This window comes from Actinomadura sp. WAC 06369, assembly GCF_003947565.1.
Taxonomy (GTDB): Bacteria; Actinomycetota; Actinomycetes; order Streptosporangiales; family Streptosporangiaceae; genus Spirillospora; species Spirillospora rifamycini.
The window spans coordinates 25,807-40,960 of the sequence record NZ_QHJN01000062.1 but is presented as its reverse complement, the minus strand read 5'-3'; the positions used below and the strand labels follow the sequence as shown (position 1 = coordinate 40,960).

The 15,154-nt window shown below is 73.4% G+C and carries 13 protein-coding genes; 5 read left to right on the top strand and 8 right to left on the bottom strand.

Annotated features, from left to right (window positions below; translation table 11 throughout):
• The first annotated feature begins 160 nt into the window (after positions 1 to 160).
• On the top strand, positions 161 to 1,471 hold the full coding sequence (gene purB, locus DMH08_RS18515) for an adenylosuccinate lyase (protein ID WP_125616293.1): 1,311 nt from the start codon (positions 161 to 163) through the stop codon (positions 1,469 to 1,471).
• A gap of 25 nt (positions 1,472 to 1,496) precedes the next feature.
• Complete coding sequence (locus DMH08_RS18510; protein WP_125616289.1) at positions 1,497 to 2,282, top strand: MOSC domain-containing protein; 786 nt, start codon at positions 1,497 to 1,499, stop codon at positions 2,280 to 2,282.
• Between the two features lie 7 nt (positions 2,283 to 2,289).
• Here the strand turns inward: DMH08_RS18510 and DMH08_RS18505 are convergent, their stop codons facing one another.
• The gene (locus DMH08_RS18505; RefSeq protein WP_158642346.1) at positions 2,290 to 3,333 is read right to left on the bottom strand and encodes a suppressor of fused domain protein; all 1,044 of its coding nucleotides are present in this window, start codon (positions 3,331 to 3,333) and stop codon (positions 2,290 to 2,292) included.
• Positions 3,334 to 3,577: 244 nt separating this feature from the next.
• Here DMH08_RS18505 and murA point away from each other — a divergent pair, with 244 nt between their 5' ends.
• Complete coding sequence (gene murA, locus DMH08_RS18500; protein ID WP_125616301.1) at positions 3,578 to 4,864, top strand: UDP-N-acetylglucosamine 1-carboxyvinyltransferase; 1,287 nt, start codon at positions 3,578 to 3,580, stop codon at positions 4,862 to 4,864.
• 998 nt (positions 4,865 to 5,862) lie between these two features.
• Positions 5,863 to 7,125, top strand: coding sequence for a transcriptional regulator (locus tag DMH08_RS18495; protein ID WP_026405091.1), 1,263 nt, complete (start codon positions 5,863 to 5,865; stop codon positions 7,123 to 7,125).
• A gap of 94 nt (positions 7,126 to 7,219) precedes the next feature.
• Here the strand turns inward: DMH08_RS18495 and hisC are convergent, their stop codons facing one another.
• The 5 genes from hisC to DMH08_RS18470 form a co-directional block, all read right to left on the bottom strand.
• Positions 7,220 to 8,299 (bottom strand): histidinol-phosphate transaminase, encoded by a 1,080-nt coding sequence (gene hisC, locus DMH08_RS18490; RefSeq protein ID WP_026405090.1) that lies wholly within the window; start codon positions 8,297 to 8,299, stop codon positions 7,220 to 7,222.
• Positions 8,300 to 8,342: 43 nt separating this feature from the next.
• Positions 8,343 to 9,017 (bottom strand): NUDIX hydrolase, encoded by a 675-nt coding sequence (locus DMH08_RS18485; RefSeq protein WP_026405089.1) that lies wholly within the window; start codon positions 9,015 to 9,017, stop codon positions 8,343 to 8,345.
• Positions 9,018 to 9,139: 122 nt separating this feature from the next.
• Positions 9,140 to 10,030 (bottom strand): CU044_5270 family protein, encoded by an 891-nt coding sequence (locus DMH08_RS18480; RefSeq protein ID WP_125616283.1) that lies wholly within the window; start codon positions 10,028 to 10,030, stop codon positions 9,140 to 9,142.
• Positions 10,023 to 10,637, bottom strand: a complete 615-nt coding sequence (locus DMH08_RS18475; RefSeq protein ID WP_233617670.1) for an RNA polymerase sigma factor — start codon at positions 10,635 to 10,637, stop codon at positions 10,023 to 10,025. Before DMH08_RS18475 ends, DMH08_RS18480 begins: the two co-directional genes overlap by 8 nt.
• Positions 10,638 to 10,780: 143 nt before the next feature.
• On the bottom strand, positions 10,781 to 11,425 hold the full coding sequence (locus DMH08_RS18470) for a TetR/AcrR family transcriptional regulator (protein WP_125616280.1): 645 nt from the start codon (positions 11,423 to 11,425) through the stop codon (positions 10,781 to 10,783).
• 104 nt (positions 11,426 to 11,529) lie between these two features.
• Here DMH08_RS18470 and DMH08_RS18465 point away from each other — a divergent pair, with 104 nt between their 5' ends.
• A complete protein-coding gene (locus DMH08_RS18465) occupies positions 11,530 to 12,438 on the top strand; it encodes a sigma-70 family RNA polymerase sigma factor (protein ID WP_125616277.1) in 909 nt (302 codons plus the stop codon).
• A 38-nt stretch (positions 12,439 to 12,476) separates the two neighbouring features.
• On the opposite strand, the gene DMH08_RS18460 is transcribed toward DMH08_RS18465, so the two are convergent.
• Together DMH08_RS18460 and DMH08_RS18455 are read right to left on the bottom strand one after the other, a co-directional pair.
• Positions 12,477 to 12,959, bottom strand: a complete 483-nt coding sequence (locus DMH08_RS18460; RefSeq protein ID WP_125616274.1) for an MSMEG_1061 family FMN-dependent PPOX-type flavoprotein — start codon at positions 12,957 to 12,959, stop codon at positions 12,477 to 12,479.
• Between the two features lie 45 nt (positions 12,960 to 13,004).
• On the bottom strand, positions 13,005 to 15,137 hold the full coding sequence (locus DMH08_RS18455) for a protein kinase domain-containing protein (RefSeq protein WP_125616271.1): 2,133 nt from the start codon (positions 15,135 to 15,137) through the stop codon (positions 13,005 to 13,007).
• Positions 15,138 to 15,154 lie beyond the last annotated feature (17 nt).

Sequence of the window (15,154 nt, the reverse complement as noted above, 5' to 3'; positions counted from 1 at the left end):
TGACGCGGCGGCCTGAAGTTCGCTCGTGCTCGGGCGCGTTCGGTCCCGGCCCCGCACCCGCACCAAGGCCCCCGCGCAGGCCCGGGACCGAACGCGCCCGAGCACGAGCGAACTTCAGGCCGCCGCGTCATCGTGTTCCTGGACCTGGGACAATCGTCGCGTGATTGAGCGGTACACCCTTCCGGAGATGGGGCGCGTCTGGAGCGACGCGCACAAGTACGAGCTGTGGTGCAAGGTGGAGGTCCTCGTCGTCGAGGCCCACGCCGCGGCCGGCACGGTCCCGCCGGAGGTGGTGGAGCCGGTGCGCAAGGCGCCGCCGCCGACGCCGGAGGCCGTGCACGAGATCGAGGCGGTCACGCAGCACGACGTGATCGCGTTCCTGTCGGCGTGGGCGGACAACACCGAGCCGCGCGAGGCCGCGCGGTACGTGCACTTCGGCATGACGTCGTCCGACCTGCTGGACACGGCGCTCGCGCTGCAGCTCGTCGAGGCGACCGACATCCTGCTGGCGAAGGCGGACGCGCTGGTCGCGACGCTGCGGGACCACGCGCTGGCCCACAAGGGGACGCTGCGGGTGGGCCGGACGCACGGGATCCACGGGGAGCCGGACGTCTGGGGCCACCGGGTCGCGGACTTCGCGTTCGCGATGGCGCGGTCCCGCGACCGGCTGCGCCGGGCGCGCGAGTCGGTGGGCGTGATGGCGATCTCCGGGGCGGTCGGGACGTACTCCAACATCGACCCCGCGATCGAGGCGCACGTGGCGCGGGAGCTCGGGCTCCGGTGCGCGGACGTGTCGACGCAGGTCGTCATGCGGGACGGCATCAGCGAGTGGGTGTCGGCGCTCGCGATCATGGCGACGGTGTGCGAGGCGATCGCGCTGGAGGTGCGGCACGGGCAGCGCACCGAGGTGCGGGAGCTGTGGGAGCCGTTCGGCAAGGGCCAGAAGGGCTCGTCGGCGATGCCGCACAAGAAGAACCCGATCATCTCGGAGCGGCTCGCGGGGATGGCGCGGATCGTGCGGGCGCAGATCGTGCCCGTGCTGGAGGGCATCCCGCTGTGGCACGAGCGGGACATCTCGCACTCGTCGACCGAGCGGATCGCGCTGCCGGACGCGTCCGTCGCGCTGGACTACATGCTGAACCTGACGAACCGCCTCATGTCGGGCCTGGTGGTGGATGAGGCTCGGATGCAGGAGAACCTCGAGTCGACGGGCGGGCTGATCTACACGTCGACGGTCCTGCTGGAGCTGGTCGAGGCGGGGATGTCGCGCGACGACGAGGCGTACCCGCTGGTGCAGAAGGCCGCCATGGAGACCTGGGAGACCGGGGTGCCGTTCCGCGAGACGCTGCGCCGGCACGCGGCGGAGGCCGGGCTGTCCCTGGACGAGGGACGGCTGGACGAGGTGTGCCGTCCCGAGCGGTTCGTCGAGCGGCTCGGCCCCGTGTTCGACCGGCTCGCCGACCTCACCTGACCCGACCGAAACGACCGGAGGAGCCGTGCCGGCCACGCTCACCGAACTCAACGTCTACCCCGTCAAGAGCGGCGGCGGCACCGCGCTGCGCACCGCCGAGCTGCTGCCGACGGGCCTGCGGTACGACCGGGAGTTCATGCTCGTCAATGCGGAGGGCCGGTCGCTCACGCAGCGCGACTCGGGGGCGATGGCGCTGATGCGGCCGTCGTTCGACGGGGAGGTCCTCACGGTGACGGCGCCGGGCGCGGCGCCGCTCGTCCACAAGGCGGTGACCGGGGACGGCGAGCCGCGCGACGTGCTCGTCCACTGGAAGGAGTGCCGGGGGGTCGACCAGGGCGACGAGGCCGCCGCGTGGTTCGCGGACCTGCTCGGGCGCGAGTGCCGGCTCGTCCGGTTCGCGGGCCGGCGGGAGACGAGCCGCGGCGGCGGGGTCGTGCAGTACGCGGACGGGTACCCGCTGCTGCTGATCTCGAAGGAGTCGCTGGACGACCTGAACGGGCGGCTGGCCGAGCCGCTGCCGATGAACCGGTTCCGGCCGAGCCTCGTGGTCGAGGGGCTCGGGGCGTTCGGCGAGGACGGCGCGCGGCTGCTGCGGATCGGCGGGACGCTGATCGAGGCGATCAAGCCGTGCACCCGCTGCGTGATCACCACGACCGACCAGGAGACCGGCGAGCGGGGCCGTGAGCCGCTGCGGACGCTCGCCGCCTACCGGTCCGGGGACGGCGGGCTGCTGTTCGGCCAGAACTGCGTCCCGCGCACCGTGGGCACGCTGGCGGTCGGCGACCCCGTGGAGATCGTCGAGAGCCGCTGAGCGCGGGTCAGCCGACCACTTCGCCCGTCTCGTTGCCGTACGCGTCCTTCATCGCGGTCGGGACGATCTCGACGGTGAGGCCCGGGAGGGACGGGACGGGCCTGCGGCCCGCCGTGGGCTCCAGGGTGGCGAGGAGGTCGTCCAGGGCGCCGGGCGGGACGCGCAGGACGAGGCTGCCCGTGCCGGGTTCCTCGATTTCGAACGCGTCGGCGGGCTCGAAGAGCAGGAACGTGTCGTCGCTCTTCAGGACCAGGTCGCGGCCGAAGGGGAGCCGCCCGCGCAGCGCGCCGGCGAGCCCGGGGGCCTGCAGGGCGCCGAGTTTGATCGTGGTGCCGTCGGGTCCCCGCTCCCAGTGGGCGGTGGACACGAACTGCATGCCGGCGCTGGATCCGTCGCGTTCGATGCCTTCCTGGACGGCGCGGGCGACCTCGGGGACGTCGAGCAGGGACCGGCGGTCGAGGTCGGTGACGAACAGCGGCAGGTGCGGTGCGAGGACCTGCATCAGCGAGTCGACGTTCCACCGGCCCGCGGCCCTGTACTCCTCGCTCGCCAGTCCGACGACCTGCAGGAACCGGAGCGACCCGTGCGGGGTGTCGATGTCGCCCAGTTCGGGGTCCACGACGAAGGTGACCGCCCGGATGTCGGACTCCTGCCGACTGGCCTGGAGCGGCCCGTTAACGTTCATCTTGTGCCCCGGCTCGAACCAGTTGCCGGTTTTGAACACGTACCGACCGAGATTTTGCAGCATGCTCGCCGCCCAGACCGGGGGCATCTCGTCCGCGGGATCCCTGGCCACGCGGAACGTGAACTCGAATCCCCAGCCCGACTCGTCCGGGTCCGACGAACTCTTCTCGTACAGCTCGCTCATGCCGTACGAGACGAAATGCCAGTGCGGTACGGGGTCGGTGCGCGGGTAGGCGCTGATGCCGTCGAGCGGGTCGGGTCCGCCGAGCGCCCACGGGTGGACGGTTCCCCAACGCTTGGGCGCGACATCCCCGTACACGTTGCGCAGCGCGGCGTCGATCGCGTCCCACCCTGGCGATTCGTCCATATTGATCACCATAGTGGCGGTTGCACCGTCCGGTTGGGCAAGCGAACTTTTTCCGTTCGATGGACATCTCAACGAGCGAACCGCTCCGTGGACGTCGCTCCGGGCGCCGCACCCTCGGCACGGTGGTTTACTGGGGACGCGTCGCGGCAGACGCAAGGGGGACGCCGTTCGGCGCGCACGGCCCAGGCGGTCCCACACGATCCGGCAGGTTTTCCCGCATCCAAAGGAGTATCGCGGCATGAGCATGGGCCACGAGGTTCGTTACCGTGTGCGCGGCGGCCGGCAGCTGCACGGCACCGTTTTCATCCAGGGCGCGAAGAACGCCGTCCTGCCGATGATCGGCGCCTCGCTCATGGCCGCCAAGGGGCGGACCGTGCTGCGCAACGTGCCGATCATCGAGGACGTCCGCCGCGCCGTCGAGCTGGCCCGCGCGGTCGGCGCCCGCGCCGAGCTGCACGAGACCGAGCGCACCCTCGTCATCGACGCCTCGTCGCTCAGCAGCCCCGTGCTGCCCGCCGACATCGCGTCCCGGTTCCGCGGCTCGTTCCTGTTCGTGCCCGCCCTGCTGCACCGGCTCGGCGAGGCGGTCATCGAGGGCGTGGGCGGCTGCAACCTCGGGTCCCGCAACCTCGACTTCCACTACAACGGCTTCAAGCGGATGGGCGCGACCGTCACCGAGAACGTCGGCGACGACGGCGACGGCGTCATCCACATCAAGGCCGGCGACCTGCGCGGCGGCACGCTGTACTGCGACACCCCGTCGCACACCGGCACCGAGAACCTGATCATGGCGGCGGCGCTCGCGCAGGGCACCACGCTGATCAAGAACGCGGCGCTGGAGCCCGAGGTCCTGGACAACATCGCGATCCTCCAGGCGATGGGCGCCAAGATCAGCGGCGGCGGCACCGGGTTCATCACCGTCGAGGGCGTCGACGAGCTGACCGCCGTCGAGCACACCGTGATGCCCGACCGCATCGACGCCGGCGTCTTCGTGATGGCCGCGGCGATCACCGGCGGCGACCTGAACCTCGTCGGCGCCACCCTCGAGCACCTCGGCGTCGCCGCCGACAAGCTGGAGCAGATGGGCGTCGAGTTCCACCAGCAGGGCGCGGTGCTCCAGGTCCGGCGGGAGCGCACGCTGCGGCCGATCAACGTCATCACCGACGAGTACCCGGGCTTCGCGACCGACCTCCAGTCGCCGATCATGGCGGTCTCGTGCCTCGCGGACGGCCCGTCCTACATCTACGAGCGCATCTTCGACGGCCGCTTCAAGCTGGCCGACGAGCTGCGGAAGATGGGCGCCGACATCGACGTCGACGGCAACCGCGCGAAGGTCAACGGGCCGCGCGCGCTGCGCGGCGCCGAGGTCGAGGCGCACGACCTGCGCTGCGGCAGCGCGCTCGTCCTGGCGGGCCTCGCCGCCGAGGGCGAGACGACGATCACGTCGGCCTACTACCTCGACCGGGGCCACGCGCACACCGCCGAGCGGCTGTCGCAGCTCGGCGCCGACATCGTCCGCGAAGTCTCCTGACCCGCCGGCCGCGCCCGCCCGGCCGGCCGCCCCGACTTCGGGCCGCTCAGCGGAACACCCCCGTGGTCACCGCCCGCACGACCGGCGGTGAGCGCGGGGGTGCTCTGCGTTTCGGACCGGACGGACGTGCGCGGCGCGCGGCCGCACGCGGATTCGGCACCCGGCCGGGCCCCCGCGTGACGTACCTCCGCACGGAACGGGCCGTCCGCGCCGGACTTCTCGATGCGACTGGGCGGTTTGGTGCCGCCATTCGGGTTCCTCCTGACCAACTTCGGCGTGCCATCTGACGTGCGTTGTCACGCACAGCTCCGAAAGCGATCAGCAATCGGTCACCGGATGATCACTCGGTGTTTCGCGCCGTCGCGAGTTTCGGCCGTCCGACACGCCTCCTCGCTGGGGGAATAGGCGCTGGAACGGTCCGGATGGGACCGACCGTAACGCGGCAAAAAATCACCGGCAGTGAGCGCCGCGAGCGCCGAACCGGATCCGTCGTCTTTCCGGGCGGCGCGGCGTCGGGACGTCCGCATTTCGGCCCTCGCGTAAACCGATCGCCGGACGGAGGGGTCTCCTCAGTGGGCGACCGGGTCACAGCGGGTGACCCGCCGTGATTTCGGGTCTTGTGTTTGAACTTCGGACACCCGAAGATGCAGGATCATGACTGGCCGAATGGTGACAAATTACTGACTAGGGGGTCGCGTAGGTTACTTTTTCGCCGCACTCTTGATTCGATTTCGCGTCTGGACGTCACACGGCGTCGTCCCGACCCGATCAGCCCACGAGGGCAACGAGGGAGCGAATCGCACGGGGGTCTGCGGTGCCGAGTCTGAAGCAGGGCAAGAGGACATGAGTCAACCGTTGGGCGGAACGTGCGCGAACGCATGGCCGGGGCGGGCCCCCCGCCGAGAGGATGGACCGGAAGCGAGCGAACATCGATGACGGCCGCACGAACGGGATCGGTCACGCCCGATCTCACGATCGGGGTTGTGGGCCCCCATGACCTGGTCGAACGGGTCATGCTGATGGGCCACGGCCCCACGCCGGTGCCGAGCCGGCTGGTGGCCGCCGCGTACCGAGACGAACAGGAGGCGGCCGACAAGGTCGTGCGGCTGGGGGCGGGGGTGGACGTGTGCCTGTTCGCCAGTCCCGTCCCGTACGACTTCGCCCGCAAGGCCGGCGTTCTGACGATGCCCGCGACGTACGTCCCGCTGAACGGCGCCGCCCTCCAGGGCGCGCTGCTGCGGGCGTCCCTCGACGAGCGCTACGACCCGGCGCGGGTCAGCATCGACGTGCTGGGCCGCGCGGAGGTCGAGGAGGCGTACGCGGAGATCAGCCTCGGCACCGAGCAGGTGCACCTGCGCGAGGAGTCGGCCGGCCCGGGGACGCTCGCGGCGTTCCACGAGCGGCTGTGGCGGCGCGGCGCGACGACCGTGGCGATGACGTGCGTGCACGCGACGGCCGAGCGGATGGAGATGGCGGGCGTCCCGACGATCCGGGTGCGCCCGACGGGCGCGGCGATCCGCAGTTCCCTGCAGACGGCGGCGCTGCTCGGCGCGCACCACCGGCTGGAGGAGTCGCAGCTCGTCGTCGTCCTGGTGGACGTCCCCACGCTGCGCGAGACGCCCCGCCGCGTCACGCCCCGCTACTGGCGGGACGAGCTGAAGCTGGCGCTGCACCGCGTCCTGCTGCAGGAGGCGCACCGCATGAACGCGTCGGTGTGGCCGCTGGACGACCACAGCTACCTCGTCATCGCGACGCGCGGTTCGGTGACCGCGACGACCGAGGGGTTCCGCACGCCGCCGTTCGTGGAGCGCGTCCGGGAGGAGCTCGGCCTCGCGATCGAGGTCGGCATCGGGATGGGCCGCACCGCGCACGAGGCGGAGAACCACGCCCGCGCGGCGCTGGCGCGCTCGCAGAGCTCGCAGCGGTCGCAGGGGTTCGCGCTGGACCGGGACGGCCGCGCGCTCGTCCCCGCGCCGCGCACGCCGCCGCGGTCGCAGCCGCAGGCGAAACCGAAGGGCCTGGAGATCCTGGCCCGGCTCGCCGACAAGCTCGGCGACCAGGACCAGCCGCTGATCGTCGACGCGGAGAACGCGGGCCGCATGCTCGGCGTCACCCCGCGCACCGCGCGGCGGCTGCTGCGCACCCTCGTCGAGGAGGGGCTGGCGTGGCCGCTGCCGCCCAACCGCACGCCGCAACCCGGCCGCCCCCGGCAGCTGTACCGGCTGATCGTGGAGAAGCTGGGCCCGTCCAAGGCGTCCTGACCGCGGACGTCCCGGTCGCGGGCCGCCCGCGAGCGCACGGCCCCGGACGCGCGAACGCGCGCACGTCCGGGGCCTGCGGGCGTCAGGGGACGGGTCAGACGCGGTGCGGGTAGGCGTTGGCGACGGCGAGGAACGCGTCGTTCTCCGCGGGCGAGCCGATCGACACGCGCGCGCCCTCCCCGTCGAACGGGCGGACGCTGACGCCCTGGGCGTCGCAGGCCGCGGAGAAGTCCATCGTGTGCTCGCCGAGCCGCAGCCACACGAAGTTGGCCTCGGTGGGCGGGACGGTCCAGCCGTCGGCGACGAGCGCGCCGCGGACCCGGTCGCGCTCCTTCACCGTCGCCTCGACGCGCTCCAGCAGCTCGCCGGTCGCGTCCAGCGACGCGATCCCGGCGGCCTGGGCGACGGAGTTGACGCTGAACGGCAGGAACGTCTTGCGGATCGCGGCGGCGACCTCGGGGTGCGCGACGAGGTAGCCGATGCGCAGGCCCGCGAGCCCGTACGCCTTCGAGAACGTCCGCAGGACCGCCAGGTTCGGCCGGTCGCCGTACATCGTGAGCCCGTCGGGCACCGCGTCGTCGCGGATGTACTCGCGGTACGCCTCGTCGAGGACGACCAGGCAGTCGGCGGGCACCCGGTCGAGGAACGCCTCCAGTTCGGCGCGCCGGACGACGGTGCCGGTCGGGTTGTTCGGGTTGCACACGAAGATCAGCCGGGTGCGCTCGGTGACGGCGTCGGCCATCGCCGCGAGGTCGTGGGTCTCGTCCTTCAGCGGCACCTGGACGGACGTGGCGCCCGACAGCGCGACGAGCAGCGGGTACGCCTCGAACGACCGCCACGCGTAGACGATCTCGGCGCCGGGCTCGGCGACGGCTTCGAGGAGCATCTGCGAGACGCCGACGGAGCCGCAGCCCACGGCGACGTGGTCGGCGGGGACGCCGCAGAACCCGGCGATCGCCTCGGTGAGGGCGGTCGCGTTGTTGTCGGGGTAGCGGTTGACGTTCCGCGCCGCGTCCGCGATCGCGTCCAGCACGGACGGGAGCGGCCCCTCCGGGGACTCGTTCGACGACAGTTTGAACGAGCGCCCGTCGGGTGACGTGACGACCTTGCCCGGCTTGTAAGCCGTGAACCGGTCGAGAACGGAGCGGAAGCGAGGAGTGGTTGCCTCGGACACCGTTGTCCTCCAGGGTGCGCAGGGGTGATGCGCCCCAGCTTATTCAGCCGCGGGGCCGCAGCATCGGCGGGCGGAGCTGCTCGGCGTCGCCGCGCCGGTACAGGCGGGCGGGGCGGCCGCCGTCCCGGGTGGTCGTCCTGTCGGTGGGGATGAGGAACCGGTCGGCGCCGGTGACCTTCCGGTGGAAGTTGCGGGGGTCCAGGGCGGTCCCCCAGACGATCTCGTAGACGCGGCGCAGCTCGGCGACGGTGAACTCGGGCGGGCAGAACGCCGCGGCGAGCGAGGTGTACTCCAGCTTCGCCCGCGCCCGCTCCATGCCGTCGCACAGGATGCGCCGGTGGTCGAACGCGGCCCGGTCGTGGTGCAGGAGGTCGTCCACGGCCGTCCACAGGACCTGGGCGCGGCTGGAGGCGGGCAGGTCGGGGGCGAGGCCGAGGTAGGCGACGCTGACGACGCGCTGGCGCGGGTCGCGGTCGGGGTACCCGTAGGTGGCGAGCTGCTCCAGGTGGATGCGGACGTCGGCGAGCCCGGCGCGCTCGGCCATCAGCCGGGACGCGGCGACGGGCAGGTCCTCGTCGAGCTGGATGAATCCGCCGGGCAGCGACCAGGCGCCGTCGTAGGGCGCCCGGTCGCGCCGCCACATCAGCGCGCAGAGCCGCTGCGCCCGCACGGTGAGCACGACGAGGTCGACGGAGACGGCGAGCCGCGGGACGGACATGCCACCGAACTTATCGGCCCCGGCGCACTCCCAGGGCCGTCCCGCGGATCTCGCCGTGCCCGCCGCCGGGCCGCCGCCGGGCCGCCGCCGGGCCGCCGCCGGGCCGCCGCCGGGCCGCCGGGTCAGCGGGGCGGTTCGTCGGTCCACCGGGCCGTGGTGGTGCGCACGCCCATGGACTCCTGCTTCCCGTTGACGTCGGCGTAGCCTTCCGTCTGCACCGCGGCGTTCTTGAGGTCGACCAGCAGTTTCGTCCCGCCGCCGTCGCCGGCGAACAGCAGGCTCTGCCCGCCGGGCGCCTTCCCCTTGTTCTCGACGTGGGGCAGTGCGGCGAGCGCGCGGAGGGCCGCGGCGCGGACCTTGGGCGGCGCCGGCAGTTCGACGAGCAGGTCGGACAGCAGCATGAGCATGAGCGTCTCCTGCGTGATGTCGCCCTTCTCCGCCGCGGGCACGCCGGACGCGCCCTCCAGCAGCGCCTTCTTCAGCTCCTCCGGGTCGGTGGGCAGCCGCTCGATCTCCGCCAGTTCCAGACCGGCGCGCTCCAGCGCGATGGGGTGCCGCCCGGGGAGCCGGGTGACCGCCTTCCCCTCCGCGCGGTACCACCTGCGGCCGTCGGCCGTGGTCCACGACTCGTAGGTGCCGGCGTTCGCGGTGCCCGACCGGCCCGCGCTCCTGACGTACCAGTAGGTGCCGGACGTCGCGGGCTGCGCCTCGGCGACGGTCGCGGCGGCGAGCAGCACCTGCGGGCCGGACATCTCCGCGACCGCCGTGCCGTTGCGGGACGGCGGCGGGGCGGACGGGCCCGTGTCGGACGCGACGATGACGGTGACGGCCGCGGCGGCCGTCGCCGCGGCCGTGCCGAGCGCGAGGAGCGGCCGCCGCGACCGGCGCCGCCGCGGCGCCCGCGCGGGCTCCCGCATCGTGTTCCGGAGCTGGTGCCGCCGCCGCTCGACGGTGTCGGCGGAAGGCTCCGGCTTGGCCAGCGCGGCCGCGAGGAGCCGCAGGTCGTCATCCATGGAATGCCTCCCGGTCGATCGTCTTCTGGAACTTGGCGCGGGCTCGGCTGAGCCGGGAGCGGACCGTCCCGGCGGCGATGCCGAGCGTCTGCGCCACCTCCTCGTGGCTGAGCTGGCCGACGGCGATGAGCAGGACGACGTCGCGTTCGCCCTGGTTCAGTCCGGTGAGCGCCTTGAGGAGCCGCGGCTGGAGGCGCCGCGCGGCCAGCGACGTCACGACGCGGGCCTCGTGCCCCTCGACGGACGAGGCCGCGTCCGTCCGCATCAGCGCCCGGTAGTGGCGGGCCTCCTTGCGCCGGTGCCGCGCCATCAGGTTCGTGGCGATGCCGAACAGCCACGGCCGCAGGCCGCCCCGGCCGGGGTCGAAGCGGTCGCGCTGCGCGAAGGCCACGCAGAAGGTCTCGGCGGCGATGTCCTCGCCCGTCTGCACGTCCAGGCGTCCGACCGCGTACCGGTACACCTCGGGGAAGTACCGGTCGTAGACGGCGGTGAACGCGTCGGGGTCCCGCCGGAACCGGGCGACGAGCTCGGCGTCCCCGGCGCGGCGGTCCCCGGCGCGGCGGTCCCCGGCGCGGCGGTCCGCGCCGGCCGTCACATCGGCGGTCACGTCGCCGGTCCCGGCAGCGGTCTCGTGAGCGGTCTCGTCATGTGCGCCTCCCGTTCGAAGGGTCGACCGTCACCGAGCCTTCGCCGCTCCCTCCGAACCCGTTCCCGTACCGGACGTACAGGACATACGGGACGTCCAGTCGGCTAGTCCGCGGGACGGACGGCGTAGCCGCCGAGCGACGGTTCGAGGGCGTCGAACGCGATGCGGGCGTCGCGGCCGACGGCCGCCGCGACCGCGTCGTCGCCGTCCCCGTCGAGGGTGCGGCGCAGGATCTCCTCGAACAGCAGCCGGTGGACGGCGCCGAGCTGGGCGGCGGCGACGCGCGGGGCGATGTCGTCGGGTCCGGCCCCGGTCTCGGCGGCGAGCAGGTCGCCGAGGGCCTTCTCCCGCTCGTCGTGGAACTCGCGCAGCCGGGCGACGAGCGCCGGGCTGCCGGTGATCATGCGGGCGAACGCGGGGCCGGAGAAGCCGGCGACGGGGTTCCGCTCGGCGACGGCGGCGAGGAAGGCGCGGCGCAGCGCGGCCAGCGCGGACTCGCCCGGCCCGCGGTCCCGGACGGTCTCCGCGAGCATCTGGACGAAGGCGTCCCGCATGTCGAGGGCGAGGTCTTCCTTGCGGGGGAAGTAGTTCGTGACGGTCATCTTGGCGACCTGCGCGGCGGCCGCCACCTCCGCGATCGTCACGTTGTCGAAGCCGCGCTCCAGGAAGAGCCTGGTCGCGTGGTTCGAGATGTTCTCCCTGGTCTGCCGCTTCTTCAGCTCTCTCAAGCCCATCGCCTGCTCGCTCATGCCCCCACCATACATGGGTTCGACCGAAATTTGTGCTTGACTTTTTTTTGGGTCGGCTCTAAGTTTAGGTCGGAAGGCACCGGCGACGGAGAGAGGCGGTCGGCATGACGGACGCGGTGAGGGACTACCTGAACGGCATCGGCCGCACTCCGCTGCTCACGGGCGGGCAGGAGCGCGAACTCGGCGAGCGGATGGCGGCCGGACGGCTCGCCCGGCGCCGCCTGGCCGACGGCGACGCCCCGCCGGACGGCGCCGAGCGGCGGGCGCTCGAAGCGGCCGCCGCCGACGGCGAGCGCGCCCGCGACCACATGGTGCGGGCCAACGTGCGGCTGGTCGTGTCGATCGCGAAGCGTTACGCGGCCGGCGGCGCGCTGCCGCTCGCCGACCTGATCCAGGAGGGCAACATCGGGATGATGCGGGCCGTCGACAAGTTCGACCACACGCGCGGCTTGAAGTTCTCCACCTACGCGACCTGGTGGATCAAGCAGGCGATCGGCCGCGCGCTGGCCGACCAGGGCCGGACCGTCCGGCTCCCCGTCCACGTCGTCGAGCTGCTGAACCGGATCACCCGCACCCGGCGCGCCCTGCTCGCCGACCTCGACCGGGAGCCGACCGCCGCGGAGATCGGCGCCGCGCTCGACCTGCCCGCCGGGAAGGTCGAGCGGGTGCTGCGGGACGCCCGGGAGCCGGTGTCGCTGCACGCGCCGGCCGACAAGGACGGCGACGGCGAACTCGGCGACCTCGTCCCCGACGACGCGCCCGACCCGTCCGACGCCGTGGCGTCGTCCCTGCTGCGCGGCTACCTGGACTCGGTGCTGACGACGCTGCCCGAGCGCGAGGCCGCCGTGCTGACGCTCCGGTTCGGGCTGGACGGCGACGGGCCGCGCACGCTCGACGAGATCGGCCGGAACTACGGGGTGACGCGCGAGCGCATCCGCCAGCTCGAGAAGAAGGGCATGACGAGCCTGCGCCGCCACGCCCGCGCCCGCGAGCTGGCGGAGCTGCTCGCCTGAGCGCCCGTCAGGAGGAGGGGGCCGTGCCGGTCAGCCGGTCAGCCGGTCAGCCCGGCGCGCCGCAGCGACGCCGGGCAGTGCAGGTAGACCTCGTCGACCTCGACGAGGACCGCCAGCTTCGGCGCGGTCCCCTTCTCCGCCATCTCCGCGAAGAACGGCGCGTCCCGCAGGATCCGGGCGCGGCCGTTGACGCGCAGCACCCGCGTGTCGCCCGGGATCACGAACAGCATCCCGACGTTCGGGTGCGCGAGGATGTTGTGCAGCGTGTCGCCGCGCCGGTTGCCCACGCGTTCCGGCAGGACGAGCGTCCGGTCGTCCAGCACCCGGACGAACCCGGGCTCCCCGCCGCGCGGCGAGACGTCCAGCTCCCCGGCGGCGTCGGACGTCGCGAGGAGCGCGAGCCGGGCGCGGGCGAGGATGTCGGCGTCGTCCGGGGTCAGCCGGTCGTGCACCTTGTCGATGACGATCGGGAGCGGCTCGCCGAGGATCTCCCGCAGGACGTCCGGCGACCGCACCTCCACGAACCCGGCCCCGGCGGTGCCCCCGTGCCGCCGGGGCCGGGGGCGTCACCGGGCCATCTCCGCGGCGCGCAGGCGGCCGTCGCCGCCGTCGAAGTAGACGGTCCCGCCGGCGACGGCCGGGGACGCGTCCGACCCGTCGGCCAGCCGCACCGTCCCGCGCGAGTCGCCCGCGCGGGCGTCCAGCAGGTGGAGGTCGCCCTCCTTGGTGCTCACGTAGACGATGCCGTCCGCGAGCCTGGGCGGCGCGGCAAGGGCGTCGGCGGTCTCTTCCCTCCACAGCTCCTTGCCGGTCCGCGCGTCGACGGCGAGCACCGTGCCGTTGTACTCGTTGTAGTCGTTCCCGCCGAGGTAGAGGACGCCGCCGCGCACGGTCGGGAACTCGACGTCCTCGAACCTTTCGATCTCGGTCTCGATCCGCCAGAGGACCCGCCCGCCGGAATCCCGGGCCGTGAGGACACCGCCGTAATCGCTGAGGGCGTAGAGGACGCCGTCCGCGGCGGTCAGCGACGTCAGCCGGTTGTCGACGTTCCCGTCCAGCAGGTTCGAGCGCTCCTCGCCCGTGCGGGCGTCGACCGCGTGGATGCGGTGCTCCCGCCCCTTCTTGCCGACCTCGGCGAAGTAGACGACGCCGTCGGCGACGGCCAGCCCGCCGATCAGCCCGGCCGGAGCGCTCCACATCTTCCGCCCGGTGGCCGCGTCCACCGCGTGGACGCCCCCCTTGCCCCCCTCGCCGAACTCCGACGTGCCGAAGTACACGGCGCCGTCGGCGACGATGGGCCCTTCGGTCACCGTGCTGCCGACCGGGTGCTCCCACACCTGCCTGCCGGTCCCGGCGTCGAGCGCGTACACGCGGCCACCGTCGTCGTTGTGGCCGCTCTCGAAGTAGAGCCGGCCGCCGACGACGGTCAAGCCCAGCGGGATACCCGTCCGGTCGAACGTCCAGCGGAGGCCGCCGGTGCGGGCGTCCACGGCGTACACGACGGAGTCCCTGTCGAAGTACACCGTCCCGTCCGCCACGACGGGCGGATCGGACGGGGCCTTCTCGTACGACCACAGCTGCGTCAGCTTCGGCGGATCGGGACTGGCGGACGGCTCGGACGGCTCGGACGCCCCGGACGACCCGGCGCCGGACCCGCCGGACACGAGCACCACGGCCGCGACGGCCGCGATGACGGCCGCCACGGCGGCGCCCGCGAGCAGCGGGCGCCGCGCCCACCTGCGCCGTCCGGCGGGCGGCGGGTCCGGCAGGACGGCGGTCTCGACGACGGTCGGCGCGGGCTCGACGGACGGGCGGGCGTACTCGCGGGTGAGCTCGGCCGTCACCGGCCCGGGCAGCCACCCCTCCTCCGCGAGGGACCCGCCGGACGGCCCGTCCGCGGCCAGCTCGGCGACCAGCTCGGACACCGCCGGGCGGGCGCCGGGGTCCTTGGCGAGGCAGCGCGCCACGAGGTGCGCCAGGTCCGACGGCAGCGCCGCCAGGTTCGGCGGCTCGTGCACCACCCGGTAGTTCAGCGCGTGCGCCGACCCGCCGCCGAACGGCCCGTCCCCGGTCGCGGCGTGGGCCAGGACGGCGCCGAGCGCGAACACGTCGCCCGCGGGACCCGTGTCGCCGCCCCGCAGCTGCTCGGGCGCCATGAACCCGGGCGTCCCGAGCGCCGCGCCCGTCATCGTCAGCCGGGTGCCCTCGAACGCGAGCGAGATCCCGAAGTCGATGAGGCGGGGGCCGTCCTCCGCCAGCAGGATGTTCGACGGCTTGAGGTCGCGGTGCACCACCCCGGCCACGTGCACGGCTTCGAGGGCCTCGGCGAGCGCGGCGCCCAGCGCCCGCACCGACCGCTCCGGCCAGGGGCCGTGCGCCGCCACCGCCTCCCGCAGCGACATCCCCGGCACGTACTCGGTCGCGAGCCACGGCGGGTCGCCGTCCGGGTCGGCGTCCACGACGGCGGCCGTGAACAGCCCCGTCACCCGGCGCGCCGCCTTCACCTCGCGGACGAACCGGCCGCGGAAGCCCGGGTCCTCCGCGAGCTCGTCCCGCACGACCTTCACCGCGACCGCCCGGCCGCCCGGCGACAGCCCCAGGTAGACGCGTCCCATGCCGCCCTGGCCGAGCCGGCCGACGATCCGGTACCGCCCGACCCGTTCCGGATCGTCCGCCTCCAGCGGCGCGCGCGCACCCACCCTGCTCCTCCTCGCGC

Bases quoted from the DNA above. Each gene is read 5' to 3' on its own strand.
- DMH08_RS18505 (WP_158642346.1), bottom strand. From the start codon at position 3,333: ATGGACGAATCGCCAGGGTGGGACGCGATCGACGCCGCGCTGCGCAAC.
- murA (WP_125616301.1), top strand. From the start codon at position 3,578: ATGGGCCACGAGGTTCGTTACCGTGTGCGCGGCGGCCGGCAGCTGCAC.
- DMH08_RS18485 (WP_026405089.1), bottom strand. From the start codon at position 9,017: ATGTCCGTCCCGCGGCTCGCCGTCTCCGTCGACCTCGTCGTGCTCACC.
- DMH08_RS18480 (WP_125616283.1), bottom strand. From the start codon at position 10,030: ATGGATGACGACCTGCGGCTCCTCGCGGCCGCGCTGGCCAAGCCGGAG.
- DMH08_RS18470 (WP_125616280.1), bottom strand. From the start codon at position 11,425: ATGAGCGAGCAGGCGATGGGCTTGAGAGAGCTGAAGAAGCGGCAGACC.
- DMH08_RS18465 (WP_125616277.1), top strand. From the start codon at position 11,530: ATGACGGACGCGGTGAGGGACTACCTGAACGGCATCGGCCGCACTCCG.